The organism is Rhizobium sp. BK399 (assembly GCF_014194695.1).
Taxonomy (GTDB): Bacteria; Pseudomonadota; Alphaproteobacteria; order Rhizobiales; family Rhizobiaceae; genus Rhizobium.
Genome location: NZ_JACIAH010000015.1, coordinates 55,233 through 80,849, shown reverse-complemented (window position 1 = coordinate 80,849; position 25,617 = coordinate 55,233). Strand labels below are relative to the sequence as shown.

Annotated in this window: 23 protein-coding genes and 1 pseudogene; 9 read left to right on the top strand and 15 right to left on the bottom strand. The window is 60.4% G+C overall.

Annotation, left to right across the window (positions count from 1 at the left end):
- Positions 1 to 7 precede the first annotated feature (7 nt).
- The gene (locus FHT97_RS24385) at positions 8 to 1,543 is read left to right on the top strand and encodes a SpoVR family protein (RefSeq protein WP_183756444.1); all 1,536 of its coding nucleotides are present in this window, start codon (positions 8 to 10) and stop codon (positions 1,541 to 1,543) included.
- A gap of 106 nt (positions 1,544 to 1,649) precedes the next feature.
- On the opposite strand, the gene FHT97_RS24380 is transcribed toward FHT97_RS24385, so the two are convergent.
- Together FHT97_RS24380 and FHT97_RS24375 are read right to left on the bottom strand one after the other, a co-directional pair.
- On the bottom strand, positions 1,650 to 2,927 hold the full coding sequence (locus tag FHT97_RS24380) for a DUF3422 family protein (RefSeq protein ID WP_183864514.1): 1,278 nt from the start codon (positions 2,925 to 2,927) through the stop codon (positions 1,650 to 1,652).
- Positions 2,928 to 3,057: 130 nt separating this feature from the next.
- Positions 3,058 to 4,281 carry an NAD(P)/FAD-dependent oxidoreductase gene (locus FHT97_RS24375; RefSeq protein WP_183864513.1) on the bottom strand — a complete coding sequence of 408 codons (1,224 nt, stop codon included), beginning with the start codon at positions 4,279 to 4,281 and terminating at the stop codon, positions 3,058 to 3,060.
- Positions 4,282 to 4,388: 107 nt separating this feature from the next.
- Here FHT97_RS24375 and FHT97_RS24370 point away from each other — a divergent pair, with 107 nt between their 5' ends.
- Both FHT97_RS24370 and FHT97_RS24365 read left to right on the top strand, forming a co-directional pair.
- Positions 4,389 to 5,927: a cation:proton antiporter gene (locus tag FHT97_RS24370; protein ID WP_183756447.1), complete on the top strand. Its 1,539-nt coding sequence runs from the start codon at positions 4,389 to 4,391 to the stop codon at positions 5,925 to 5,927.
- A gap of 231 nt (positions 5,928 to 6,158) precedes the next feature.
- Positions 6,159 to 6,797, top strand: a complete 639-nt coding sequence (locus FHT97_RS24365) for a hypothetical protein (protein WP_183756448.1) — start codon at positions 6,159 to 6,161, stop codon at positions 6,795 to 6,797.
- A 77-nt stretch (positions 6,798 to 6,874) separates the two neighbouring features.
- Here FHT97_RS24365 and FHT97_RS24360 read toward each other — a convergent pair whose 3' ends face one another.
- The 7 genes from FHT97_RS24360 to FHT97_RS24330 form a co-directional block, all read right to left on the bottom strand.
- On the bottom strand, positions 6,875 to 7,312 hold the full coding sequence (locus FHT97_RS24360; protein WP_183756449.1) for a hypothetical protein: 438 nt from the start codon (positions 7,310 to 7,312) through the stop codon (positions 6,875 to 6,877).
- A gap of 346 nt (positions 7,313 to 7,658) precedes the next feature.
- A complete protein-coding gene (gene mnhG / locus FHT97_RS24355) occupies positions 7,659 to 8,024 on the bottom strand; it encodes a monovalent cation/H(+) antiporter subunit G (protein WP_183756450.1) in 366 nt (121 codons plus the stop codon).
- Positions 8,021 to 8,302 carry a K+/H+ antiporter subunit F gene (locus FHT97_RS24350; protein WP_183756451.1) on the bottom strand — a complete coding sequence of 94 codons (282 nt, stop codon included), beginning with the start codon at positions 8,300 to 8,302 and terminating at the stop codon, positions 8,021 to 8,023. Before FHT97_RS24350 ends, mnhG begins: the two co-directional genes overlap by 4 nt.
- A complete protein-coding gene (locus tag FHT97_RS24345) occupies positions 8,299 to 8,772 on the bottom strand; it encodes a Na+/H+ antiporter subunit E (RefSeq protein WP_183756452.1) in 474 nt (157 codons plus the stop codon). Before FHT97_RS24345 ends, FHT97_RS24350 begins: the two co-directional genes overlap by 4 nt.
- A complete protein-coding gene (locus tag FHT97_RS24340) occupies positions 8,772 to 10,406 on the bottom strand; it encodes a monovalent cation/H+ antiporter subunit D (RefSeq protein ID WP_183756453.1) in 1,635 nt (544 codons plus the stop codon). The genes FHT97_RS24345 and FHT97_RS24340 overlap by 1 nt, the downstream gene beginning before the upstream one ends.
- On the bottom strand, positions 10,403 to 10,741 hold the full coding sequence (locus FHT97_RS24335; protein ID WP_183756454.1) for a Na+/H+ antiporter subunit C: 339 nt from the start codon (positions 10,739 to 10,741) through the stop codon (positions 10,403 to 10,405). Before FHT97_RS24335 ends, FHT97_RS24340 begins: the two co-directional genes overlap by 4 nt.
- Positions 10,741 to 13,662 carry a monovalent cation/H+ antiporter subunit A gene (locus FHT97_RS24330; protein WP_183864536.1) on the bottom strand — a complete coding sequence of 974 codons (2,922 nt, stop codon included), beginning with the start codon at positions 13,660 to 13,662 and terminating at the stop codon, positions 10,741 to 10,743. The genes FHT97_RS24335 and FHT97_RS24330 overlap by 1 nt, the downstream gene beginning before the upstream one ends.
- A 78-nt stretch (positions 13,663 to 13,740) precedes the next feature.
- Here FHT97_RS24330 and FHT97_RS24325 point away from each other — a divergent pair, with 78 nt between their 5' ends.
- On the top strand, positions 13,741 to 14,034 hold the full coding sequence (locus FHT97_RS24325) for a helix-turn-helix domain-containing protein (protein ID WP_183756566.1): 294 nt from the start codon (positions 13,741 to 13,743) through the stop codon (positions 14,032 to 14,034).
- A gap of 736 nt (positions 14,035 to 14,770) precedes the next feature.
- Here the strand turns inward: FHT97_RS24325 and FHT97_RS24320 are convergent.
- Positions 14,771 to 15,319, bottom strand: coding sequence for an RT0821/Lpp0805 family surface protein (locus FHT97_RS24320; protein WP_246712760.1), 549 nt, complete (start codon positions 15,317 to 15,319; stop codon positions 14,771 to 14,773).
- Between the two features lie 82 nt (positions 15,320 to 15,401).
- Here FHT97_RS24320 and FHT97_RS24315 point away from each other — a divergent pair, with 82 nt between their 5' ends.
- Positions 15,402 to 15,638 (top strand): hypothetical protein, encoded by a 237-nt coding sequence (locus FHT97_RS24315; protein ID WP_183756455.1) that lies wholly within the window; start codon positions 15,402 to 15,404, stop codon positions 15,636 to 15,638.
- Positions 15,639 to 15,674: 36 nt separating this feature from the next.
- Here the strand turns inward: FHT97_RS24315 and FHT97_RS24310 are convergent, their stop codons facing one another.
- The gene (locus FHT97_RS24310; RefSeq protein WP_183864512.1) at positions 15,675 to 16,538 is read right to left on the bottom strand and encodes a DMT family transporter; all 864 of its coding nucleotides are present in this window, start codon (positions 16,536 to 16,538) and stop codon (positions 15,675 to 15,677) included.
- Positions 16,539 to 16,624: 86 nt separating this feature from the next.
- Between FHT97_RS24310 and FHT97_RS24305 the strand changes: the two genes are divergently transcribed.
- A complete protein-coding gene (locus FHT97_RS24305) occupies positions 16,625 to 18,046 on the top strand; it encodes a PLP-dependent aminotransferase family protein (RefSeq protein WP_183864511.1) in 1,422 nt (473 codons plus the stop codon).
- 22 nt (positions 18,047 to 18,068) lie between these two features.
- On the opposite strand, the gene FHT97_RS24300 is transcribed toward FHT97_RS24305, so the two are convergent.
- The gene (locus tag FHT97_RS24300; protein WP_183756458.1) at positions 18,069 to 18,845 is read right to left on the bottom strand and encodes a DUF1194 domain-containing protein; all 777 of its coding nucleotides are present in this window, start codon (positions 18,843 to 18,845) and stop codon (positions 18,069 to 18,071) included.
- A 255-nt stretch (positions 18,846 to 19,100) separates the two neighbouring features.
- On the opposite strand from FHT97_RS24300, the gene FHT97_RS24295 reads away from it, so the two are divergent.
- Positions 19,101 to 20,057, top strand: coding sequence for a trypsin-like peptidase domain-containing protein (locus tag FHT97_RS24295; RefSeq protein WP_183756459.1), 957 nt, complete (start codon positions 19,101 to 19,103; stop codon positions 20,055 to 20,057).
- A 115-nt stretch (positions 20,058 to 20,172) separates the two neighbouring features.
- On the opposite strand, the gene FHT97_RS24290 is transcribed toward FHT97_RS24295, so the two are convergent.
- Entirely contained in the window at positions 20,173 to 21,372 is a 1,200-nt protein-coding gene (locus FHT97_RS24290; protein ID WP_183864535.1) for an amidohydrolase family protein, read from the bottom strand.
- Positions 21,373 to 21,705: 333 nt separating this feature from the next.
- Here FHT97_RS24290 and FHT97_RS24285 point away from each other — a divergent pair, with 333 nt between their 5' ends.
- On the top strand, positions 21,706 to 21,915 hold the full coding sequence (locus FHT97_RS24285; protein WP_183756461.1) for a hypothetical protein: 210 nt from the start codon (positions 21,706 to 21,708) through the stop codon (positions 21,913 to 21,915).
- Positions 21,916 to 22,040: 125 nt separating this feature from the next.
- Here the strand turns inward: FHT97_RS24285 and FHT97_RS24280 are convergent.
- Both FHT97_RS24280 and FHT97_RS24275 read right to left on the bottom strand, forming a co-directional pair.
- A pseudogene (locus tag FHT97_RS24280) lies at positions 22,041 to 22,357 on the bottom strand (FCD domain-containing protein); the annotation flags it as partial.
- Positions 22,358 to 22,420: 63 nt separating this feature from the next.
- Positions 22,421 to 24,421 (bottom strand): ABC transporter ATP-binding protein/permease, encoded by a 2,001-nt coding sequence (locus FHT97_RS24275; RefSeq protein WP_183864510.1) that lies wholly within the window; start codon positions 24,419 to 24,421, stop codon positions 22,421 to 22,423.
- A 729-nt stretch (positions 24,422 to 25,150) separates the two neighbouring features.
- Between FHT97_RS24275 and FHT97_RS24270 the strand changes: the two genes are divergently transcribed.
- Positions 25,151 to 25,546: a DUF1236 domain-containing protein gene (locus FHT97_RS24270; RefSeq protein ID WP_183756463.1), complete on the top strand. Its 396-nt coding sequence runs from the start codon at positions 25,151 to 25,153 to the stop codon at positions 25,544 to 25,546.
- Positions 25,547 to 25,617: the final 71 nt, after the last annotated feature.

Sequence of the window (25,617 nt, the reverse complement as noted above, 5' to 3'; positions counted from 1 at the left end):
AGACCGAATGGCGAGACGCTCGAGCCCAGGCCTGCTGTTTGACGGTTCCGACTGGAATTTCGCAACCCTTTCACGTGCCTACGACGCCATCGAAACCGTGGCGCTCGACGAGATGGGGCTGGATGTCTATCCCAACCAACTGGAAATCATTTCGTCGGAACAGATGCTGGATGCCTACTCTTCGGTCGGTATGCCGTTGATGTACCAGCACTGGTCGTTTGGCAAGCGCTTCATCTTCGAGGACAATCTCTATCGCAAGGGCCGGCGCGGACTTGCCTACGAACTGGTGATCAATTCCAATCCGTGCATCACCTATCTGATGGAAGAAAACACCATGGCCATGCAGGCGCTGGTGACCGCCCATGCCGCATTCGGCCATAATCATTTCTTTAAGAACAATTACCTGTTCCGGCAGTGGACCGATGCCGGCGCGATCCTGAGCTACATGGAGTTTGCCAAGAAATACGTTTCCAAATGCGAGGAGCGGCACGGGACGAATGCCGTCGAGGCAGTCCTGGACTCGGCACACGCCTTGATGGACCAGGGCGTCTTCCGCTACCGGCGGCCGCCGCGCCTTTCATCCGAAAAAGTCAGGGAGCGTGCCCGCGAACGACTGGAATACGAGGAACAGACCTATAGTGACCTGTGGCGAACACTGCCGCTCGCAACAGAGAGCCGCAATCCGGAGGATGCCGAACGCGATGCGTCCGAGCGCAAGAAGGTTCTCAACCTTCCCGAGGAGAACCTGCTCTACTTCCTGGAAAAGAACAGTCTCATCCTCGAGCCCTGGCAGCGTGAAATCCTCCGGATCGTGCGGGTGATTGCGCAATATTTCTACCCGCAGCGCCAGACCAAGGTGATGAACGAGGGCTGCGCCACCTTTGTGCACTACACGATCATAAACCGCCTCTTCGATCAGGGCCGGATCAGCGAAGGCGTGATGCTGGAGCTCCTGGCAAGTCATTCCAACGTGGTCTTCCAACCCGCCTTTGATGATCCCCGCTTCCCAGGAATAAACCCATATGCGCTTGGCTTTGCGATGATGCAGGACATCCAGCGCATCTGCATGGACCCGACGCAGGAGGATCGCGACTGGTTTCCGTCCTTTGCCGGCAATGGTGACTGGCAGGCAACGCTTCTGGATGCCTGGGCAAATCACCGCGACGAGTCCTTTGTCCTGCAGTATCTGAGCCCGGCCATGATGCGAAAATTCCGGCTGTTCGTGCTGAGCGATCGCGCCACCGACAATTTTTGCGAGGTATCTTCGATCCATAACGAACGAGGCTATGCGGCAATCCGGTCGTCGCTTGCGCGCAGCTATGACGTCGGCGCAAGACAGCCCGATATCCAGGTGGTTGATGTCGACCTGCTCGGTGACAGGCAGCTCAGGCTGCAGCACAATGTCAGAAACGGCATCCTTCTCGAAGAAAGCAACCGTGATGCCACCCTGGCTCACATCCGCCACCTATGGGGCTACGATGTAAGCCTACAGGGTGTCGATGGCTCGACGGGGGCAGTCCTTTACGAGTGCTCGACCGCCTGAACCGGGAAGGAATTGGCGCCCCAAAGCGGATTGCCGCAAGTCGGGCCATTGCCTTTGTCTCCCGCAAGCCCAATCGCATATCGCTCCGGCTGCCTGGGAAAGCACATCAATGCCTATCCTCTTCGGCATGCCTGCGCCTGATGCTGCGCACAACAAGCCACATGCCGGCGACGACGAGGGGAACGGACAGGCCGGTCAGCGTTTCCGGGGAGACGTCGAGGCCGATATTGTGCGCGCCCTTCGCCAGATAGCCGAGCAGCCCGACGACATAGTAGGAGATCGCGGCAACGGACAGGCCTTCAACGGTCTGCTGCAGCCGCAGCTGCAGTTGCGCACGACGGTCCATCGAATTGAGCACCGTCGTGTTGATGCGTTCCAGCTCGACATCGATCCAGCTCCGCAGCAGGGCTGTCGCGCGCGCCAGCTTGCGCGACAGGTTCGCCTGCCGTTCCTCCACCGATTGGCAGGTCCGCATTGCCGGCGCAAGCCGACGCTCGAGGAAGGCGCCGAGCGTCTCGCTGCCGGGCATCGCCGTCTCCGCCAATGCCCGGATACGCTCCTGAACAATCTCGTAATAGGCGCGGCTGGCTCCGAACCGGTAGAGGCTGAGTGCCGCATTCGCCTCCAGCTCGGCGGCCAGGCGTGTAATCTCGGACAACATCTGGTCCGCTTCGTCGCGCGCATGCAGCTTCATGCGCTGGGTAATCGCCGTCAGGCCGGATTCGATCTGGCGAATTTCGGGCGAGAGCGATTGCGCCAGTGGCAGGCCCATCATCGCAAGGGTACGGTAGGTCTCGATATCGAGAAGGCGCTGGACAAGCGCGCCCCGGGCGCTGTCGGACATGCCGCGATCGATGACCAGAATTTTCGTCAGACCGTCTCCGTCCTGACGAAAATCGGTGAGGATCGCGGCCTGGCCATTCTTCAGTTCGCTCCGGCACAGGCTGGTCGGGTCGAAGACCGATTTTTCCTGCTCCGTCTCAGGCGTATCGGGCCGGATTTCCAGCCTGATACCGGAGATGAATGGCCCCGGTGGCGAAAAGCTTGCGCCGAAGGGATGCACGGCGATCGTCTGGCCAAACCTGTCCGGTGCTGGACAGTCCCAGAAATAGGTCGAAAATTCCGTATGCCGCTCCCAGCGGAGCGTCCCCGGCCCCCAGGTGATGGCATGATGGCTCGTTTCGCGGGCGGGTGGCGCAACCCCGCTTGACCGGGAAAGATCTGCAAGCGTCTCGTGATCGTTGTCACCGGCGCTTTCCGTCAGGAAAGCGAGCTGGAATATGACGCGCGACGCCGGCACGAGCGCATAGGGCCGCGCGTGAAGTTCCCCGAGCGAGCGTGCCCGAATGTCCGCAGGCGGAAAGCCAAAGCTTCCTTGCGTCATGCATCCATTCCCCGTGTCCATGATCCGTCCCCTTGGCCCCGAGCCGCCGGCATGCAATCAGCTCGCCCGGCCCCTGTCCAGCGGCATTGGACGCAGCGACCGTTTGCCACACCGGGACGGCACCCGAGGCTCAGGCAAGCCGCTCGATCACCTCATCGGCTGCCCTCTCGCCGCTCTGCCAGGCTCCATGTGCGGTGGAAAAGTCAAAGGGGTGGGTCGCCTCGCCAGCGAAGAATAACCTCTCGGCCACAGGCCTCGCCAGGGTCAGGCGGGCGCTCGCCTCACCCGGCAATGCATGGCTGTACGAGCCCCCCACCCAGTCGGTCCGGCACCATGATGTTGCTGCAAGCGGCCGCACATGGCGACGGATATGGGCGCCGAGCTGCGCCGACAACTCCTCGATCGCAAACGCAAAGGCCTCGAGCAGCCCGGCACGCTCGATGGCGACAGCGCCCGTGCCACCGAAGAAGCCCTCGATCACCGGTCGACCAAGCGGCCGGATATAGTAACTGCCGGTTTCGCTTGCATGTGGATTGCCGAGGAGATGGGACTCGGGGTCAAGCCCGTGGTCGCCGTGCAGTTCGAAGAACAGCTTGTCGGCAAGGCCGAGGGGGAGTTTGCCTGCGGCATGGAGATGGTCGTCTACATCCGCGTCGAAGGCGATTGCACCCCTGGACAGGATGTTCGTCGAGGCGGTGACAACAGCCGTGCGCGCACTGACAGCGCCATGATCGGTGTCCAGACGGACGCCCTGACCGGTCAAGGCGATGCGACGAACCGGCACGGACAGCCTGAGTGCCACCTCCGGAAGGCTTGATGCAATCAGGCTGCCGTATCCCTTACGCACCCGCCAGTTGGAATCGGTCGACGCCTTGTCGTAGGCAAGGAAATCGACGACCGACAGTCGGTCGAGGGCAGCGCCATTCATGTAGCCGCTCACCGACTGGCAATAATTGTTCCATTCGCCCTCTGGCGGCAAAAGGTCCGAGGCCCGGTCACTTGCCGGCGGAGCGCTCTCCATGCGTTGCTGCAGGGTCGACCAGGCGGTCGCGGCGGCCTGTTGCTCCTCGGCAGAAAAGCCGAGATCATGCCATTGTCTTTGCCAGGCCGTGGGGCCTGCTTCGATCTCGAAGCCTTTGGCCTGCGCGAGTTTGACCAAGGGATTACGCTCGGCCGAGTGCAGCCAGCCGCATCCCATGTCGAGCGGCATCTGAGCCAGTTCGATGGTCCAGGCGCGGCCGCCGACGCGGTCGCTCGCTTCGATGAGCATCACCGAACGCCCGGCCTTAGCCAACCGGCGCGCCGCCGCAATGCCCGCAGCGCCAGCACCCACAATCGCAACGTCGTAATCCATCTTCGCGCTCCGCGCCGCTGCACTATCATGTCGGCAGTCGAGGCTTCGAGCATTACAGGGAATTTACGACCGCTTCAACGCGCGCGAAAGCCTGCTACTATTCAACGATGACGTTCTTTGAAACCCTCGTCGCCCTGCTTGCGGTCGCGATCTTGCTTTTGCAGGTAACGCGGCGAATGCAGCTGCCTTATCCCGGCATTCTCGCTGCCGCCGGCGTCGCTGTCGCGATGCTGCCAGGCGCCCCGGTCATTCCGATCGACCCGCCGACGGCGCTTGCCCTGTTCATCGCGCCTGTCCTCGTCGACGCAGCTTATGATTTTCCGCTTGGCGCAGCCAGGCGGATGGCGTTGCCGCTGTTCGTCTATGCCGTGGTCGCCGTACTGGTCACCACAGGTGTCGTGGTCTCGATCAGCGCATGGACTGTCGGGCTGCCGCTTGCCGTGGCCGTCACGCTTGGGGCAATCGTTGCTCCGCCTGATGCCGCCGCCGCGACTGCCGTCCTGTCCAATCTGCCGGTCTCGCGGCGAGTGGACGCCCTGCTCAAGGGCGAGAGCCTCTTCAATGACGCCACCGCCCTTCTGCTGTTCAGCGCGGCCCTGACCGTCCAGGCTCGCGGTGGCATCGATTTGAGCACCGTGGTGCGACTTGGCCTTGCGGCTCCAGGCGGAATAGCCTTCGGCATTTTGTTCGGTTATCTCGTCTCCGGGTTAAGACCTGTCACAGACAATACTGTCGGCGGCACGCTGCTTCAGTTCGTGTACGCCTTCGCAACCTGGCTGATCGCCGAAAGGCTGCATCTGTCAGCCGTGCTGGCGACTGTATCGTCGGCGATGACCATTGCAGTCCTCACCACGGTCAATGATTCACCACGCATGCGCGTTCATTCCTTCGCCGTCTGGACAACCGTTGTCTTCCTTTTGAACGTCGTCGCATTCCTGCTGATGGGTTTGCAGGCGCGTCGCATCGTGGAGGCGATGTCGGCTGCCGAACTCGCCCGGGCACTCCGGTTTGCGGCGATCGTCGTCGCCGGGGTGATTGGCGCGCGGCTTTCGGTCGCCTTCCTCTTTCACGCCATCGTAGGATTTCGTCATCGACGCGGACACAGTCTTGCACCCTTCGCATCCGGCGAAACCCTGCTTGTCGGATGGTCTGGCATGCGCGGTCTCGTGACCCTTGCCACGGCCTTTGCGCTGCCAGCCGATTTTCCCGAACGAAACCTCGTCGTGCTGACAGCCTTTTCGGTCGTGCTGGCGACGCTCATCATCCAGGGCGCGACCCTGGCTCCGATGATCAGGCTTATGAAGCTCGGACGACAGGAAGAGGCACGCGAGGAGCTTTTCTTGGCGCGAAAGTCATTGGCCGAGGCTGCGCTCGTCCGGCTTTCGACCGAGAGTGGCGCGGAGGTAGAAGCACTGCGCCAGGCATATCGTGAACATTGCGAGCGGGATGCCAACCCGGGCAAGTCCGAGGTCGATCGACGGCAATTCCTGTCGCGGCTTGCAGTGCTTGCGCAACGCGAGCGGCTGGAGGAACTGCGCGACACGGATCGAATTGGGCCAGGGCAATATCTCGAGCTGCAGGAGGACCTGGACTGGAAGCAGCTCGCCACCGGCTCCGACGAAGAGCGGCGGATCTCCGAAAGCTAAGGGCGCATCCGAGCGTCCTCCAGCCTCCACAGCCGTCTGCAGCCGCTTGGAAAACGATACACCCACAATGTTGTGATGGAACCATCTGGCTGCTGCGGCCTTAGTGGTTCACAATCCCTGCGCGGAGCCAAAGGCTGTGGAAATTGTGATGCCCGCCCATGCTTTGAGCGTGGGTCTGCTTCGCGTCGGGCGCTGGCGTGCTATGGCCCGATCTTGCTCGGGAGTGATTCGATGGCCTTGATCGATATTCTGACGTCCGTGGTCCTCGCTGCTGCCTCGACCGTTACCGCCTCCATTTCGCCAACTGAATCGGCGCCACCGGCGTTCAGGCCGTTTGGTGTTGCGCAGGATTCGCTGCCATCGGCATTGGGCTGCAAGCCGATCTACGGAGACGGCGCCGATACGACGGGTCAGTATACATGCTCCAGCCTGCCGGGTGGGAGCGACCTCTATGACCAGTACGTGCTCGCCTATGTTCAAGGCATGGGGATATGCAATGTCGTTGCCGTGTCGCGCTATATCAATGACGACCAGCGCGGCACCACTACGCGACAGGTCTACAAGGAGGCCGCGTCACTGCTCGCGTCCGAGTTTGGTCCGGCCGACGAAAAGGTTGATCACGCTGCCAGGTCCAAATACGGCAAGGACGGAATGTTCCGGGACGCCGTGGTGGCGCAGGAACGGCAGGTCTTTGAGCAATGGGATAATCTCAGCGCAAAGTACAAGAATGCACAGTCGGCGAGCGTCACCATATCAGGCAGCGATGAACTTGGCCTGGCGGTTTACAGCATTTTCCGCTTTGCCCATAACGATCAATGCCTCAGCACCCTGCAGGAGCAGACAGGTTTGTCCGGCGACCAGGGTGATTGACCCCGTCACGTCGGGCCGGCCGTCGTTCAGACGGACGGCAAGCCGGGCAGATTCTTTCCTGTGCCCTGTCGACACCCTCAGGACATGAACAGGGCCCGTAGCCGCGCAAACAGGGTCGGCTTTTCCGTGCCGAGGATTCCGCGGACATAGTGGGCCGCCGTTGCAGCGCTGACCGTTGCGCCGAAATGGCAATAGCACAGAACGTTATGCAATTCGCCGTCGGTCAGACCGAAGAAGGTCTTGGCCTCGCCATAGGTATCCCCTTCAAGGCCGGAAGTACGCAGGATCGGATCCTCGAACGCGACCGAAATCGGCGAATTGTCGCTACGCAGGCGCGACAGGATTGACGTCGGCTGATGCTCGGTCTGATAGAGCGTTGCCAGCCGCCGATGCGGGCTTGCCTCAAGGAGCTCAACCCAGCGCGTGAGACGTTCGTTGCGAGACATTAACCGTTGCGGAAACGCCTGGTCGATCCCCGCAATTGCCTGCAGTTGTTCCAATGTTTGATGTTTCATGGTGGGCTCCATCCGGCTGAAAGTTGCGCGGCCCCGTCGAGGCACTCTTCGCCCCTTTTTATGGAGCTAGGGGACAACGAGGTCCAATCAAGATCGCCCCGCAAGGATTTGTTGGTGCAGCTGAAGAGTTGATCGTCCGCAGCCCGGCCGCCGCTGCGATCAGCTGGATGCGGCACGCGGCAAGGGTCGATGCTCTCCCTTCGGAAGATGCACATCGGGCGATCGGGATGTCCGTGCCTGTGTTGGAACTGCCATGCCGCCCACGTCGCTTTTATCGCGAGATCTCTGCCCGCCATAGAGGCGAAAGAGCCTGACGAGTGGCTGTAGGGCGGCCGACCAGAGAGTTTCAAACCTCGGCTTCGCCTGTCTGCTTGCCGGGAACCTCCGGATTCCTCTCCGTCCGGTCACGGTGGAGAGCGGCGCGCGCGAGCAGCATGAAGGTCACCGGCGTCGTCACGGTGACAAAGATTCCGATGAGGATTTCGTGAATGACCAATCGTTCGGAGCCGACCGAAAAGAAGATCATCGAGCCGAGCATGATACCGCCTATCCCCCAGCTCGTGCCGAGTGTCGGCGCATGGATGCGCTCATAGAAGGTCGGCAGTCGCAGAAATCCGATTGCTCCGATCAGCGCAAGGGTCGCACCAAGCAGCAGGAAGACCGCAACCGCTATGGCGACCGGAAGGGGAAGATCTGTCGCTTCATAGATCATTCAATCACCTCCCCGCGCATCAGGAACTTGGCGAGGGCAACGGTGGCAACGAAGCCAAGCATGCCGATGACAAGTGCTGCCTCGAAGTAGACCACGCGGCCGGTGCCGACACCGAAGGTAACCAAGAGAAGCATTGCATTGATGTAGAACGTATCGAGGGCGATGATGCGGTCCTGAGCACGGGGTCCGATGAACATTCTGATCGAGGCAATCGCCATCGCCGCAACCAGCATCAGCTGCGCAATCGAAACCGCGGTAAACACAATGATGGCACTCATGCGAATATCTCCATAAGCATTTTCTCGTACCGGTTCTTGATCGTGTTGCGCCACACCGCTTCGTTCTGGATGTCGAGGACATGCAGGAGAACCGTGTTGTCATTGGAGTCGTATTCAAGCCATGCAGACCCTGGCGTGCTTGTCAGGATGATCGCAAGCAACGCCAGGGCAAAGGGGTTGCGAACTTCCAGTTCGATGCTGAGAAAGCCGGGATCGTGCCGCCGGCCGCGTCGGAGGATGATCCATGAGACCGAAAGATTGGACTCCGCGATATCGACAACAACCCGGAAGAACAGTTTCGGAAGAAGATACCATTTCGCCAGGGCCGGTCGCTCGGTGCGCAACGATGCCATGGCCCAGGAGGCAAAGACGGCAACGAGGATGCCAAGCACGAGCTGACCGAGGCTGAACCCGTTGAGCAGCAACCACATCAGCACCAGAAAAAGGGTGAGAATCGGATACGGAAGCACTATCTGCCCTCCTCATCGCCGTCGGTGGCTGCATCCCGGTAGGCAGGAAGTCTCACCGCATCTCTTACCGCATCGATATAGAGGCCCGGCCTGCTCAGGCTGCGGATGGTGGCATCCATGTACTGCATCGCGGGACCGGCCTGGACCGTGAGCGCAAGCGTGAGTGCAAGCAGGAACAAGACGGGCACGACCTCGATGACCAGCACGCGCGGAACCGTTCCCTCAAGCGAACTCCAGAAGGTGCGAATTCCGGCCCGCGTCATGGAAATCAGCGCTGCGACACCGGAGAGGATCACAAGAACGGCCAGGGCCCAGACCGCCGCTGTCGGCGGCACGCCGATCGCCCCTGCTCCCATCATCGTCGAAAGCATCGCGAATTTAGCGACAAATCCCGACAGCGGAGGCAGGCCGGAAAGCAGCACGGCACATGCGGCAAAGCAGATCCCGAGGATCGTCATGGTGCCGGGCATCGTGACACCTTCGCTTTCCGCGGCTTCGTCGTCCTCGGCATCCCCATAGGCTTCCATGGTCACCGCAAGCACGTTGGCGCCAGCGTCCTGGCCGCGTTCGACAAGCTCTATCAGCATGAAAAAGGCGCTGATCGACAGCGTCGAGCTAACGAGGTAAAGCAGCGCGCCTGAGGAAATCGCACCGTCGTTGATCCCGATGACCATCAGAAGCGTTCCCGACGACACCAGCACGAAAAATCCCGCCAGGCGCCCGAGTGCCTGCGAGGCAAGCACGCCAATGGTCCCGAAGATGAGGGTCGCCATCCCGCCATAAAGCAGCACGACAGTTCCGAAGCTGGCCGACGGCCCTACACTGAACAGCAACATCGTCAGGCGCAGGATGACATAGATGCCGAGCTTGCTCATAATGGCGAAAATTCCGGCAACCGGTGCGGAGGCGGCACTATAGGCGGTGGGCAGCCAGAAGCAGAGCGGCCACATGCCGGCCTTGATCAGGAACACGATCCCGAGAATTCCGGCACCGGCTTCCATCAGCATGCGGCGATCCGGTTCGATCTCGGGAATGCGGGCAGCAAGATCTGCCATGTTTAATGTCCCCGCCGTGCCGTAGATGAGGCTGACACCGATCAGAAAGAGCAGCGCCGCAACCAGGTTGACGGCGATGTAGTGCATCCCCGCCTTGACCCTGAGCGGCCCCGAGCCATGCAGCAGGAGACCATAGGATGCAGCCAGCATGACCTCGAAAAATACAAACAGATTGAAGAGGTCACCTGTGAGGAAGGCACCGTTGACCCCCATCAGCAGGAGTTGGAACATGCTGTGGAAGTGGGCGCCCACCGCATGCCAGCGGGCAAGTGAAAAGACCAGCGCCGAAACCGCCAGAAGCGCGGTCAGGAGCAGCATCAGCGCAGACAGTGCATCCAGCACCAGCACGATGCCAAAGGGGGCCGCCCAATTGCCGACGAGGTAGACCCCTTCGAAGTCGCCTTGCCCGATTTCGGTCCGGAACAAGACAAGGGCAACGAGGATCAGAAAGAGCGTTGAGCCGAGGCTGATCATCGCCTTGGTCGTGCGGCGACGCTCATCGACCAGAAGCAGGATTGCACTTGCGACCAGCGGAAGCAGGATCGGCGCGACGATGAGGTGATGCATCAAGCCGGTCATCGCGGCTCGTTCCTCCCGTCGACATGATCATTTCCGCTCAGACCCCGCGAGGCAAGCAGCACGACGAGAAACAGCGCGGTCGTTGCAAAGCCAATGACAATGGCCGTGAGGACGAGCGCCTGCGGTACCGGGTCGGCAAGGGCGGCTGCCGCAACGTCATCCCCGAGGATGGGCGGGACATTGGCCTTCACACCGCCCACTCCGAAGATGAACAGGTTCACGGCATAGGACAGCAGCGACAGTCCGACGATCACCTGGTAGGTGCGAGGGCGCAGAATGAGCCAGATCCCGCAGCTGGTCATCACGCCGATCGCAATGGACAGGACAAGTTCCATTACCTCGCCTCCGATTTGGCAGCGTCGATGGCGCGCAGGCGGTTGATGCGGATGGACTGGTGGGCGAGTGCGACGAGAATGAGCACCGTCGAGCCAACGACCAGGCTGAAGACGCCGAGGTCGAACAAAAGCGCGGAGGCGGCGGGGATCTTGCCGATCAGCGGCAGGTCGATATACCGCGAATGCGAGGTCAGGAACGGATAGCCGAGAACCCAGGCGCCCGCACCGGTCAGAACAGCCGTCAAAAGCCCTGCGCCCATCCAGCGCAATGGCAGGATGCGAATACGGTCCTCAGCCCAGCGCGTTCCGCCCGCAAGATACTGCAGCAGGAAGGCGATCGAGAGGGTCAGGCCGGCCGAGAAGCCGCCACCTGGAAGATCATGACCACGCATGAAGATGTAGACGGAAAGGGTAATGATGACAGGAAACATCCACTGCATGATGACGGAGGGGATCAAGAGGTAGTCCCGGACAGTATCCCCGGCCGACCGCTCCGGCCGCTCCTCGTCGAACCGGTTCTGGATTTGCTGCTGCTCCGGCATGTCCATACTGTCGGCAGCGGGGCGGAAGCGGCGCAGCAAGGCATAGACCGTGAGCGCCGCGACGCCGAGGACGGCAATTTCGCCGAGCGTGTCGAAACCGCGAAAATCGACGAGAATGACATTGACGACGTTGCGACCTCCTCCTTCGGAATAGGCGTTTTCAAGGAAGTAGTTTGCGATCGCGTCGGGGACTGGCATGGTCATGACAGCATAGGCCATGAACGACATTGCGATCCCGCAGACAACGGCGAGAGCGAAATCCCGAAAGCGGCGGAAGCGGGCGCGCAGCGTCATCGCCTCGCCAATTCCCTCCGTGCGCTTCGGCAACCACCGCAGACCAAGGAGAATGAGGACGGTGGTGACGATCTCGACAAGAAGCTGGGTAATCGCAAGATCGGGCGCCGAAAGCCACACGAACGTCGTGCAGACGATCAGACCGACACCGCCGAGCATGATCAACGCCGCCAGCCGATGGTATTTGGCAAGATAGGCCGTACCGATCGCCAGGCAGATGCCAATTGTCCAGAGGATGGCAAACACCGGGTCAACGCCGGAATTCTGAAAGGGGCGGCTTTCGAAACCCCTGAGATAAAGAGGCACAAGACCGGCGGCAAAGCCCATGATCACGACCCAACGGAGCTGGGGCTGCAGCTTGCGCGTCCCGAGACGCTGCTCGGCAATGCGGGCCCAGTGCCATGAGACCTCGACCAGGGCACGCTCGAAAATGCGCTGGCCCTTGAGGCGTCGCAGCAAGGGGGGGCCGTCCTCGCAGCGCGCGAAATAGTCCTTCAGCGTCAGAAAGATCGCCGTCCCGCCGACAAGCGCAATCAGGCTCATGATCAGTGGCAGGTTGACGCCATGCCAGATGGCCAAGCTGTAATCCGGAGTATCGCTGCCAAGCACGCCGATCACCGCAGCCCTGAGAAACGGTCCGATCGACAGCGCCGGAATGATGCCGACAATCAGGCAAAGGACGACCAGCAGTTCGATCGGAAAGCGCATGAAGCGCGGCGGCTCGTGGGGATGCTTGACCGGCAGGTCGACCGGAGGAGGACCAAAGAAGACGCTGTGAATGAAGCGGAGCGAATAGGCGACGCTGAATGCGGATGCGACGGTGGCGACATAGGGCAGGATGCGATCGAGGATCGAGTCCGCATGCGTCTCGACCGCCTCGGCAAAGAACATTTCCTTGGAGAGAAATCCGTTGAGCAGCGGAACGCCGGCCATGGCCGCGCTCGCAACGATGGCAAGGGTCGCGGTATAGGGCATGAAACGAAACAGACCGCTCAGCCTTCGCATGTCACGCGTGCCGGTCTCGTGGTCGATGATGCCGGCTGCCATGAAGAGAGAGGCCTTGAAAGTCGCGTGGTTCAGCATGTGGAAGATCGCAGCGACCGTGGCCAGCGGGCTCGAAAGGCTGAGCAAGGTGGTGATCAGCCCGAGATGGCTAATGGTCGAATAGGCGAGCAGTCCTTTCATGTCCTGCTGGAACATCGCGAAGTAAGCCCCGAGCAGAAGTGTTATCATGCCGGCGGCACCGACGATCCAGAACCACTCAAAGGTCCCCGACAATGCCGGCCAGAAGCGCGCAAGTAAAAAGACCCCTGCCTTAACCATGGTGGCCGAGTGCAGGAACGCGGATACCGGCGTTGGCGCCGCCATGGCGTTCGGTAGCCAGAAGTGGAAGGGGAATTGCGCGCTCTTGGTCAGCGCCCCGAGCAGAACGAAGATGAGCGCTGGCACGTAGAGCGCATGGGCGCGGATGAGGTCACCCGAATCCAGGATTTTGTCGAGGTCGTAGCTTCCAACGATATGCCCAAGAAGAAGCAGGCCGATCAGCAGGCAGAAGCCACCGATACCCGTCACCGTGAGCGCCATGCGGGCACCGTCGCGGGCGGCCGCACTGTTGTGCCAGTAGCTAATCAAGAGGAACGAGAAGATGCTCGTCATTTCCCAGAATACCGACAGCAGGATGACGTTTCCCGAGATGATGATGCCGAGCATTGCGCCCATGAAAGCGAGCAGGAACGAGAAGAATCGCGGAACCGGGTCTGCCTCAGACATGTAGTAGCGTGCGTAGACGACGACGAGCAGCCCGATTGCGGTCACGAGCATGGAAAATATCCATGCGAAACCATCCATGCGCAGCGAGAAGTCGAGACCAAGCTGGGGCAACCAGGCAGCGCTGTACCTGACAACCCCGCCATCCGACACGGCCGGATAGAGGCTGGCGGTCAGAAGAAGTGCGGCAAGTGTCGCCAGCCCCGCAAGGCCGGCCGGAAGGCGGCGGGATGTGGTGTTCAGCAGACATACGGACAGGAGACTTCCTGCGAAGGGCAGGACGAGCAGGATAACGAGTAGATATGGTCCGCCTGTTATCCCAACACCATGATCCTTTTCTTTTCCGCCCGGTCGACCGCGGACAACCCGCTACAGCGTCTAGCAAAGCAAGTGAAACTGCTATATATGTTAGATAATAACCAATATGGGCAGGTTTGCACAATGGGTCAAGCTATCAATGCCAAGATTTTGACGCCGGCACTCTGTCGCGCGGCGCGCGGGCTCCTCGACTGGACCCAGAGCGAACTCGCTGACCGATCTGGCGTATCAAGGAGCACCGTGCGTGACTACGAAGGCAACCGACATGACGTCCATCGGGCAACGGAGGCGCAACTGCGCCTTGCCTTCGAAAGCGGCGGCGTTTCCTTCGTCAGCCTTGACGATGATACCGTCGCAGTTTGCGCCAGGTAAGGCTTGTGCTGGCAACGGTCTCCGCGAGGCTGCGGGCAGGCCCGTCAGCCTCCTCGGAAAGGAAGCGGGGCTATAGCGCCTCAGACCGAGGCGCAAACGGCGTTGTTGTTTTTGTTGGAGAACTCCGCCTGCGCCTCAAACGCAAGCGGAATGGACTTAACAATCCGGCGGAATCGGCTCCCAAAACCTCACACCGATCCGGAATCACGGCCAGTTCTCGACACCCTCGATTTTTGCCGCAACGCCCGAAGTTAGACTGAGTACATCGCTGGTCACACGGAGGCGATTGTCGTTCTTTCCCAACCCACCCAGATACTGATGCCCGGCCAAAGACAAGACATGATGTGGAGAGCTACTGTTCTTGTGGGCCAATTCGAGGATGCCAGCAATGGCGGTTGCGTAAACCCTATTGGCTTTTGATTCGCTGTCCTTGTGGGTTTCGAGGGCATCTCCGCTTTCATACCATTCGTAAAACTCGGCCAGACCTTTTGTGATCTTTGCAAGCTCTTCGTGGCGTTGCCATGCTTGGAGCCCTTTTCAGGTCAGGGTATTGCGGCCTTGGTAGATTTTCTCGATGTCGTCCGACCGCGATTGATTAAACTATATGATCGGGTCTCTACCCAAATTGGCTTTGATTGGATCGTCATTGCCAAAAGATCCCGTGTCCCCGGGATCGGTTGGAAACCTGCCGCTTCTGGCCGTCATCCACCCATGAGGCCGACGCGAGCACTGGCTTTCAATTTGCCGGGCTGACCTTCCAACCCGCATTGGCAGAATGGCATGCGACACCCTTGATTCGTGATTCGCCCTGCAGGGAGCGCTGCGTTGTCACGAAATTTCTGCATTCTCCATCCAACCCTGGTGCAACGGTGATTTCCTCTATCACGCCAGTGCTCCCGGTCGACGGATTGGCCCAGGCAAGCGGTTCGACGCCGACGGCCGACTCCCCGACTCTCTCGGCAATGATCGAGGTGTCGGCCTGCCTGATTTGCGGCGTGGATTGTGTTGTCAAAGATGTGTCGAGAGGTTCCACGCTCGTGCAGCCCGCAAACGACAGGACAATCAGGCCCAATTGCAGCCAACGCATTCGTATCGAAGTCATCATGCTGCATCCAGTTTTAATCAATCTGATCGTCGCAGCAAGACCTTTCAACCCTATTAAGCAAGCCTGTGCTAAATTGATGTGGGCGTCTCCGTTCTTCCTGCGCATCACCGCGCTGGAAACTTTCGTTTTATGGAGGGCGACGCAGCCGCATTGTCGCAGGAAGGACACCATATGTCGCATATGAGGGTTCGTTAAAATTAAAAGAACCTAATCTCGTCAGCAACGAAATAAAGCGCGCTCGAATCGCGCATGGGACGCAACAATGAAACCCTCTGAATACAAGGCGGCGCTTGCTGTAGTCGGATTGACAGCGGGGACCGTCCAGCAGCTTTTCCAGATTGACTACATCACGTGCCGTCGCTGGGCGAGCGGCGAAGTACCCGTTCCGCGGGCCGTGGAACTCAGCCTGCTGCTCATGGCATCAAGGGGCATGACCTGTTCGCAGGCAATGATTCTCGTCGGACACGACCCGGCCGCAGTAGAACGGGACGCGGCCTAGGCCTGTCTTTTCCTGAGTGCTGGCAATGGCCAGCGGTCAACGCGCGAACCTGCGGGCGGCGCCGACGCAGGCGACCACGGCCGCCGTCACCGCAAACATCGCCCAGGTGACGGTTTCATTGAGCAATGTAGCCGCCAGGATCAGGCCGAAAAACGGCTGCAGCAATTGCAACTGGCCGACGCCGGCGATACCGCCAAGAGCAAGGCCTCGGTACCAGAAAATGAAGCCGATCAGCATGCTGAACAGCGACACATAGGCGAGACCAGCCATCGCTGGCGCCTGGATTCCGGAAAAGCTCGACGGCATCGACAACAGCGAAAGAGCGGCCATGACGGGCAATGACAGGACGAGCGCCCAGGAAATCACCTGCCATCCTCCCAGTCGCCGGGACAGTGTTGCACCTTCGGCGTAGCCAAGGCCGCAAAGCGCGATCGCAGCAAGCATCAGTCCGTCGCCGACCGGTGCTGCGGTCAGTCCTTGCAGAATGGCGAAGGTACAGACAACCGCGCTTCCCGTGACCGCAAACAGCCAGAATTGAGGTTTGGGGCGCTCGCCGCCGCGGATGACGCCAAAGGCGGCCGTCGCAAGTGGCAGCAGGCCGACGAACACGATCGAATGCGCTGATGTGATGTGCTGCAATGCAAGCGCGGTCAGAAGCGGGAAGCCGACGACAACCCCTGCCGCCACAATCAGCAGTGATGGGATGTCACGCCTTTCAGGACGTTTCTCGGAAAAGCAGATCAGCAGCAAAAGTGCGAGGACGCCGGCGATCGCTGCCCGTGTTGCGGTCAGGAATATCGGATCGAATTGCGCCACCGCCAGCCGCGTGGCAGGCAGCGATCCGCTGAAGATCACGACACCGATAAAGCCGCTGAGCCATCCGGATGTTGAACGTTCCATGGAAATACCTCGTCTCAGAGCCGCCTTGATCGCGCCAAACCGCTGACAATACCAGCGACAGTCTGATACAGTTTGACAAAACTGTTATGCTAGAGGCAGCCATACAGATGGAAGAAGCCGGCCAACACACCCTCACCCGCGTCGAGACCGTCATGGCAACCATCCGCCATAGGATAGCCGGGCGAAGCCTGACAGCCGGGGCAAGACTGCCCTCGGTCAGGGCGATGGCTGCAATATCTGGCGTTTCCACATCGACAGTTGTCGACGCCTATGAGCGCCTGGTCGGGGAAGGCGTCATTGTCTCCAGGCCCGGGTCCGGGTTCTTTGTTGCCCCACAGGCCGCGCCATTCTCGCTGTCGGCTGCCGGTCCCAAACTCGATCGCGCCGTCGACCCGTTCTGGGTATCGCGACAATCACTGGAGGCAAGAGAGAGCGACCCGAAACCAGGCTGCGGCTGGCTGCCCTCGTCCTGGCTTCCCAATCAAGCGATCCGCAAGGGTTTGCGCGCGCTGTCGCGCAGCGACGACACGGCTCTTTCCGACTATGGCTCCCCTCTTGGCCTGGAGCCGCTGCGACAGCTCATTGCAAGGCGCATGGCGGACCGCGGAATGGAAGCATCGCCCGACCAGATCATGCTGACGGAGTCCGGAACCCAGGCGATCGATCTTCTGTGCCGGTTCTTTCTCGAGCCCGGCGATACCGTGCTCGTCGACGACCCATGCTATTTCAACTTCCAGGCGCTGTTGCGGGCCCATCGTGCAACCATGGTCAGCGTCCCCTATACGTCGTCGGGGCCTGACATCGATCTTTTCGCGCAGGTCTTGGCTGAGCATCGCCCCCGCCTCTACATCACCAACTCGGCGATTCATAATCCGACCGGCGCCACGCTTTCACCTGTTGTCGCCCACAGGGTCCTGAAGCTTGCCGACCAGTTCGACCTGACCATTATCGAGGACGATATCTTCGCGGATTTCGAGCACACCGTTGCGCCCCGGCTCGCCGCATTCGACGGCCTTGACCGGGTGGTCCATATCGGCAGTTTCTCAAAGACCCTTTCGGCCTCGGCTCGGTGCGGATTCATCGCGGCAAGGAAGGAGTGGATCGAGAGCGTCATCGACCTCAAGATCGCAACCTCGTTCGGCGGCGGACGGCTTTCTGCCGAGCTCGTCTACAAGGTGCTGAGCGACGGCAGCTACCGCAAGCACGTCGAAGCCCTGCGCACACGCCTCTCGAAGTCGACGCTCGACGTCAGCAGACGGCTGAAGCCGCTCGGCATCCTTCCCTTTGTCGAACCCCAGGCAGGAATGTTTCTCTGGTGTCGACTTCCGGGGAATGCCGACGCTGCAAAGGTCGCTCGCGCCGCGCTGGACAGAAGTGTGGTTCTGGCGCCGGGAAACGCCTTCAGCCTCTCCCAGTCTGCGACGCAATACATGCGCTTCAATGTCTCCCAGTCTCTTGACGACAGGGTCTACGAGGTTCTGCGCGAGGCGTTGAACCATTGTCCGTGAAGCAATCCAGTCATCTGGGCGTTCAGCGATCGAACATGTCTTGCCATTGCCGCTCGCCGATCATGCAATCCGTCTTCGCCTGGTCGGCAATCCTGTGTGAGAAGGGAAGAGGAACAAAGCCACTCACCTCGAGGACAAGTTTTCGTCGCACTGCGGTCGCGAAGTCCTCGATCTTGTAGACCGGCAGGACGAAGGAACCTGGCCCGCCGATCACACAGTCCGCGTAATATTTGTCGAGGCCGCCTGGCGCGCCGGAGGGACGCAGCATCAGTGCAAGCCCGTTGATGACGATTCCGGCCTCGACGGCCTTGTCGCGGGTTGGCTCAACGCGATTGCCGGAATTGTTTGTGCCATCACCCGAGACGTCGACCACCTGCCTCCGACCGTTATAAGGGCTCGAAACGATCATGGCCGCGCCCTGCGCTATGGCTGTCGAGATCGATGTCCGGCGCTGCGTCGTGATCGGCCGCTCTTCTAGCCTTGCAGCAAAGTCGATGGCGTCCTGTTCCGTGGCAATCAGTTGCCAGTCGATGACCGAATCCGGAACCACATAGCCCGCCCATTCGAAATAGCTGATCGCGATGCGGCCGTTGAGCCCGCCGGTCACTGCCTCGATGAACTCGCGGTGTTTCAGCGCCTCGACGTAGCCCTCACGCTGGATGCGAACCTCTTCCTGGTCCATGGACCGGGACGTGTCGACCGCGAGCACGAGCTTGACGTCGACCTCGCCTCCTGCCGGCAGTGCGGCGGCCGGCGTCGGACCTGACAAACTCATGAGCACTGCAAGTGTTGCAAGCATCAGGCCTCCGTTCGATCGTCCCGCTGCGAGAAATGTAGCACATTGTCGCCGTCGCCCTGCCGCTCGAAAGTCAACTTTCGGTGAAGCTCACCGGTCAGCGACCAAGTTTCGGGCCGACGGCCCTGCCCACTTGATTTGGGATCTGAGCCACCTCATCTGATCATCGTTGTTCAACCTGTCGAACCGACAGCCCCTCGCTTTCCGCAGCCGCTGCCGTTCCTCACTTCGACGCTTCCTGCGTCCGAGGAGTCTTTCATGGGATTCATTGATCGCGACATCCAGCCGTCTGACGCGGGGCTGCTGGATGCCTATTCGCAATCGGTATCGAACGCGGTCGATCTGGTTGGCCCCGCCGTCAGCCGCATCGAACGTGTGAGTGGCCGCGCCGGACACGGATCCGGCTTTGCAATTTCACCTGATGGTCTTGTCGTCACCAACAACCATGTCGTCGAAGACAGCCGGACCGTCCGCATCAAGACACCGGAGGGGTTCGCGATCGAAGGGAAGGTCCTTGGCCGCGACCCCGACAGTGATCTGGCGCTCATTCGTGCCAACGACTGGTCTGGGGCTTTTGCCAGACTGGGCGATTCCAAATCGTTGAAGCGCGGCCATATCGCAATCGCGATCGGCAATCCGCTCGGCTTTGAATGGACCGTGACGGCTGGCATCGTTTCAGCGCTCGGGCGTTCGATGCGAGGGGCAAGCGGTCGCCTGATGGACGATATCATCCAGACGGATGCAGCGCTTAACCCCGGCAACTCCGGCGGGCCGCTCGTATCGTCGGCAGGCGAGGTTATCGGCGTCAATACAGCGGTGATCCAGGGCGCACAGAGCATCGCATTTTCCGTCGCTTCCAACACCGCCAAGCATGTTGTGTCGGAACTGCTCCGCTTCGGACATGTGAGACGCGCCTATATCGGCATTGCAGCCGACACCGTCGAACTGCATCGCCGCATTGCGCTTCAGGCCGGCCTTGCGCAGACGACAGCCGTGCGCCTGCGCCGGGTCGAAACGGACAGCCCTGCAGCCCGCGCAGGGCTGCACGAAGGAGACTACCTGCTGGCGATCGACGGCCAGCCGACATCGGGTGTCGATGACGTCGTCAGGCTCCTGGACGGCGACAGGATCGACACGGATATCGAGGTTCTGATCTTCTCGCTGGCGGGCAGGATCGAGCGCCTCACGCTTCGTCCAGCCCATCGCCCGACATAGTTCCGCGGCGCTTCGATGATCCTCTCATGCCGCCCTCGACACTCAGGCGTCCTGGCAGCCGGAGGCGACAGCTTCCTGATGTTGAACGGCGCTCTTGACTGGAGCGTCCGTTCAATCAGCGGCGATTGATGATCGCACCGTTCTCGGCGACGAGCCTGCCGGCCTTGAACACGCGGCGACCTTTCGGAACAGAAACGACAGCTTCGGGGACGTGGCTCGCCGCAAGTGTCACGAAATCCGCCCTCGCCCCGACCTCGATGCCGTAGCCTTCGACATTGAGGGCCTTGGCACCGCCTGAGGTGACGACATCGAACGCAGCATCGAGCTCTGCATCCGTGTAGAAACCCGAACGGTAGCCAATGATCTCTGCGCGCCTCAACATGTCGCCATCGCCGTAAGGCCACCAGGAATCGCGAATGTTGTCGCTGCCGCTGAAAACCACGACCCCTTCGCTCCTCAGGAGCGCAACCGGCGGAAAGTTATGGCTGCCGGGCGCATTGGTCATGATCGATACACCGCTCCTCGCAAGCAGGCCCGCACTCTTGCCGGCGGCCTCGGGGGAAAGGTCACCAAGTCCGTAGGCGTGACTGATGGCAACCCGTCCCTGCATGCCGAGCGCAGTCGTGCGCGCGCAGATTTCTTCGATTGTGAAGGAACCAAGCGTTCCCGGGTCGTGGAGGTGAATGTCGACGTCAACGCCGCGCCTCTCCGCAATCCCGAAGACGACATCGAGATGCCCCTTGATGTCCCGGTCGAAACTCAATGGATCGAGGCCGCCGACGAGATCGGCGCCTAGAACGATGGCCTCGTCCAGCAGCTCCGCCGTTCCCGGACTTTTCAGAATGCCGCCCTGAGGAAAGGCGACGAGTTGAATGTCGATCAGGTCAAGGTATTCCTCCCGAACCTTCAGGATGGTCTCCAGGGATTTCAGCCCCACCGATGCGTCAACCATCACGTGACTGCGCATCAGCAGCGCGCCATTTGCTATGCAGAGATCGAGCTGCTTTCGTGCCCGTTCGTCCATGGGTGCGGCGATTGCCATGTTCTGCGCCTGGAAGGCCACGCGCTCATGGACGTCGAAGCCGTTGGAACAAGGCTTGTGCGCAATCCAGGCATCGCCGTAGAAGCTGGTGTCGAGATGGATGTGGCCCTCGACGAAGCCGGGGACAAGAAGCTCTGCAGCGATATCGATGACGCATCCCGCTTCGGCGTCGCTGCCCTTGTCTGCAATCGATCTGATCCGCCCATCTGCGACCGCAATATCGTAGGTGCCGCCGTCAGAAAGTCTGGCATTCTTAAAAAGCATGTCGATCATGTCAGTCATATCTTTGTCTTTGAAGCGCCCAGCATCGCAACAGCCGAAAGGAACAAGTCCCCAGCGGCCGCCAAGCGATCGCACTGATCAGGAGAACGGTACCTTCTTGTAGCGGCCGCGCGAAAATATGTCTACAACTTGCGCGCAAAAATGCATGCGATCTTAGTATGCAATTTCTGTCGCCGGTTGGCACACGTTGTTTCCCGCCCGGGACATCGGGCCGGAAAGGCGCACTTGTCAGTGCAAGGCGCTCACCAAATGGTTACAACAGGTCTTATAGCGTGACGGAACCAGTGCGGAGCCGGCCCTGTTTCCAATGGGAAAGGAGCCGACATGACTGAAGACGTGCATGGAATGTATACGCTCGCCGCGCTGCAGAAGCAGTATTGCCTGAACAGGGGAGAAGCCCGGCGATTGATCGAAAGCTTTGGCAACCGCCAACAGGAGATGGACAGGCTTCTTGCCGCGAGAGGACGAACACAACGCCATCGCGTGCGCGAAATTCGGACGCCTGTCTCAAAGGCGCCCTTCGGAATAGGCTAACCTACCCATCATCCAGATGTGAGTTGAAACATGCTCGTGAGAGCTCGGCCGATCCGGCACTGCTCATTCGACAGGCCATGGCCGGCGCCGGTTGCACCGAAACGCGCCGGCTCGTCCGTGGTGACCTAGATCGCGCTTCGAACCCGCTCCCAGGCATTGCCAAGATGCCGGCCGAGAACTTCCGAGAGCCGGCTCTCGTCCCTTGCCTCGAGCGCAAAAATCATTTCCTCGTGCTCGGCAACCGCCGCAGCCCATTTCTCGTCGCCTTCGTGACGGATGAAACGGATCCGCTTGAGCCGCGTCTGCAGCATCTGGTGAACTCCGCTCAGTGTCGAGTTCGCGGCCAGCCTGACGATCCCGCTATGGATCTCCTGGTTAAGCTTGTAATATTGCAGGCGATCCCCACCCGGCAGCGCGCAACCATCTCATCGTGCAGACGGCGGCGCGACAACAGCGCGGCGGTCATGGAACCTCCCGAGCCGCTTGCTGCAGCGGAGGCGCTCGTTCAGTCGACGTCCGGCGAGGAAGCCGCGCCGAGGTTTGTGCTGCTTTTCGACAGGGCCTGCTGGTTCTTCATGAGGCGCAACAGAAGGCTGCGCTTTCTCTTGTGCGGGACGAGATCCTCGTCGCTGACAAGTCGTGCCCCGCCCTCGCGGCGCTCCAGCGTGATCTTCCGGCTATGGAAGGCTTCCAGTTCGGCGCGATGCGCGACGCTAACGATCGTGACCTTCGGCAATTCCTGGATCATCGTCTCCATCATCCTGTCCTGGCTCTTCTCATCGAGTGCTGATGTCGCTTCATCGAGCACGACAAGATCGGGCTTGTGGAGCAGCAGACGGGCAAAGGCGAGGCGTTGCTTTTCGCCACCCGACAACGTCTGGTCCCATGGCGCCTCCTCCTCGATCTTGTCATTCAGATAGTCGAGTCCAACCTTGTCGAGGGCCTCCTTGATCATTTCGAGGGACCAGCTGTCGGCTGCACCAGGATAGGCGACAGCACGCCGGAGCGTCCCGGACGGGATATAGGGCCGCTGCGGCAACATGAACAGTCGCCGACCAGGCCGGAAATTGACGCTCCCTCCACCCCATGGCCAAAGACCCGCAATGGCCCGCACCAGCGTGCTCTTGCCCGAACCGGACTCGCCGGCGACAAGGACCCGCTCGCCGGGAACGACTTCGACCTGTGTTTCCTTGACCACCGCGGTGCCGTCATTGAGCGAGACGGACAGGTCGTTCAGGCTGAGGATCGCCTCGCCCTCGACGTCACCATGCTTGATGCGTCCGAGGGCATCGCTCTGCTCCGCGCGCTCGAGCCCGTCGAGCGACACCATCAGCGACGCAATGCGCCGTGCGCAGGCGTTCCAATCGGCAAGGCGGGGATAGTTGTCGACCAGCCATCCAAACGCGCTTTGAACAATGGCGAAAGCGGAAGCCGCCTGCATCACCTGCCCAAGTGTCATGCTGCCCTCGAGAAACTTTGGAGCGCAGAGCAGGACAGGCACAACGGGCGCAAACAGCATCGATCCCTGTGACACAATCGTCGTGCGCCGGTGCTGGCCTGCAAGCAATGCCCATTGCCTCAGCACGTTGGTAAACGTCTTGTCGAGGTCGCTACGCTCCTCTTCCTCACCACCGAGCAGTGCAATGCTCTCTCCGTTTTCCCGCACGTGCGTCAGCGTATAGCGGAATTCGGCTTCCGCCTGATTCTTGACCTCGGACACGTGGACGAAGTTGCGGCCGATCACCACCATCGAGCTTGATGTGATCGCAGCGTAGATGACAGCGGTAATGACGAGAAAGCCGGGAATCGTGACCGTCGAGCCTGCGATTGTCACATGCAGCGCTCCGCCGATCGTCCAGAGCACGACAATGAAGGTCGAGGCCGCCAGGAATGCCGACATGACGCCGGCGATGAAGTCGACCGGCGACTCCGTGGCGATCCGCAGATCCTCCGCAATACGCGCTTCGGGATTCTTGTGGTCTCCGCCGATGAGGTTCAACTGGTAGTAACGCCCGTTTGCGAGCCAACGGGCAAGCACCGCATTCGTGAGCCACGAACGCCAGCGCCGCTGGATCATCATGCGAAGAGAAACTTGCGCCGCGACAACCACCACGCTTCCAAACACGAGTGGCAGGAACACGCCGCTTAGAAAATATACGGTCGTAGCATTACGCTGCTCTATGGCGTCGAAAATTCGACGGTTCCATACATTGATCCCGTACTGGAAGCCGACGTTTATCACGATCAGTCCCAGTAACCCGATCGTGCATACCCAGGCGAGCCTGCCTCCATGAGGACCCCAGTAACCACGGGCGCTTATCCAGAAACGCTTCAGCAGATACTTCTTGCGCACCTGCTCTATCTCTTCCGGCGTCAACTCCGGATCGGGCTCGATGGCAATTGGCGGCGGCGGGGGTTCGACAGCGGGCGTCGCCTGCTGAGACGTATGAGCCTCATCTTGCCCAGCGCCGTTGGCAGGACCTCGATGGAATTCAATGTCTGTCATGGGCGGCGCACCAAAGGCATGGCAACGAAGAGGTGGACAGGCCGTCGTTCAGGTCCGATCGAACGCTGACGTCCGATTTCACATCCTGCTGTTTCCATCCGGCTGGTCCTCCGATCAAGTCTTTAAGGCGCGCAGAAACTGGCGAAGAAAATCACGACCAAATCTCTGATGCTCGGCTACTCCAACGGCTGGCACTCGCCCGGTCGCCGCATCACCGATCGACAAGGAAGCGACCTGTCGGCAGACAAGGCGAAATTAAAAAGCCAATGCATCGTCGCCGGAATTAATTTCCCTGCGGTGCGGGCTGAACTCGCTGGCTTCCGTCGACGTCTTCGTTCGATCCCGCACCGAGCCAGTGATCCCGCGTCTTCATGCGGAGAGTAGTCTTTGCCGCAGGTCATGGCCCAATCCCTTCACATCGCTGTAAGACGGAAACATTCGACCGATCATAAAGTTCTGATCTCGGACTTTGGTCCGATGATTTTGATTGGCTCTAGGGCATCCCGGTCAAAGCGCAGACAGGTTCGCTTCAGGAGCCGACTGGTTCAACCCGGATGGGCATCTTTCAGCAGCAGAACCGAACGTGTCGAGAGCACTCGCGAGCCAGCATGTACGGGACTTAAGTCTAAGGCCCCTCCGACTGAAGTCCCAAGTTTGGAACAGTGCCATGATTTGTAGGTTGTGACCCCGCAGTGGCAAAAACCCGCCACAACAAAAGGAGGAAACTCTATGAATAACAAAGCAGTAGGAATCGTGGCCGGGGTTCTCCTGGCATCGACGTGCGCCTTTGCGCAGTCGTCGACGGTTACCGGTGCAGCCGGTGGTGCCGCGACGGGAGCCGTCGTCGGTGGTCCCGTGGGTGCGGCCGTCGGTGGCGTCGTCGGTGGCGTCGCAGGTACCCTTCTCGATCCACCGCCTCAGAAGGTGGTGACCTATGTCCAGCAGGCTCCTGCCCCGACAGAACGCATCGTCGTCAAGGAAAAGATTGTCGTCGGACAGCCCTTGCCGAAGACCGTTGTCGTTACTCCGGTTCCTGATCAACCGAAGTACGCATACGCGATCGTCAACGACGAGCGTGTGATCGTCGAACCTTCCTCCCGGAAGGTCATCCAGGTCATCCAGTGACCACGGGCGGCTGCAGCCGCCATTTTCCAGCAATGAGGGTACGCGTGACGCGCATGAGGATGCGCAGTGCA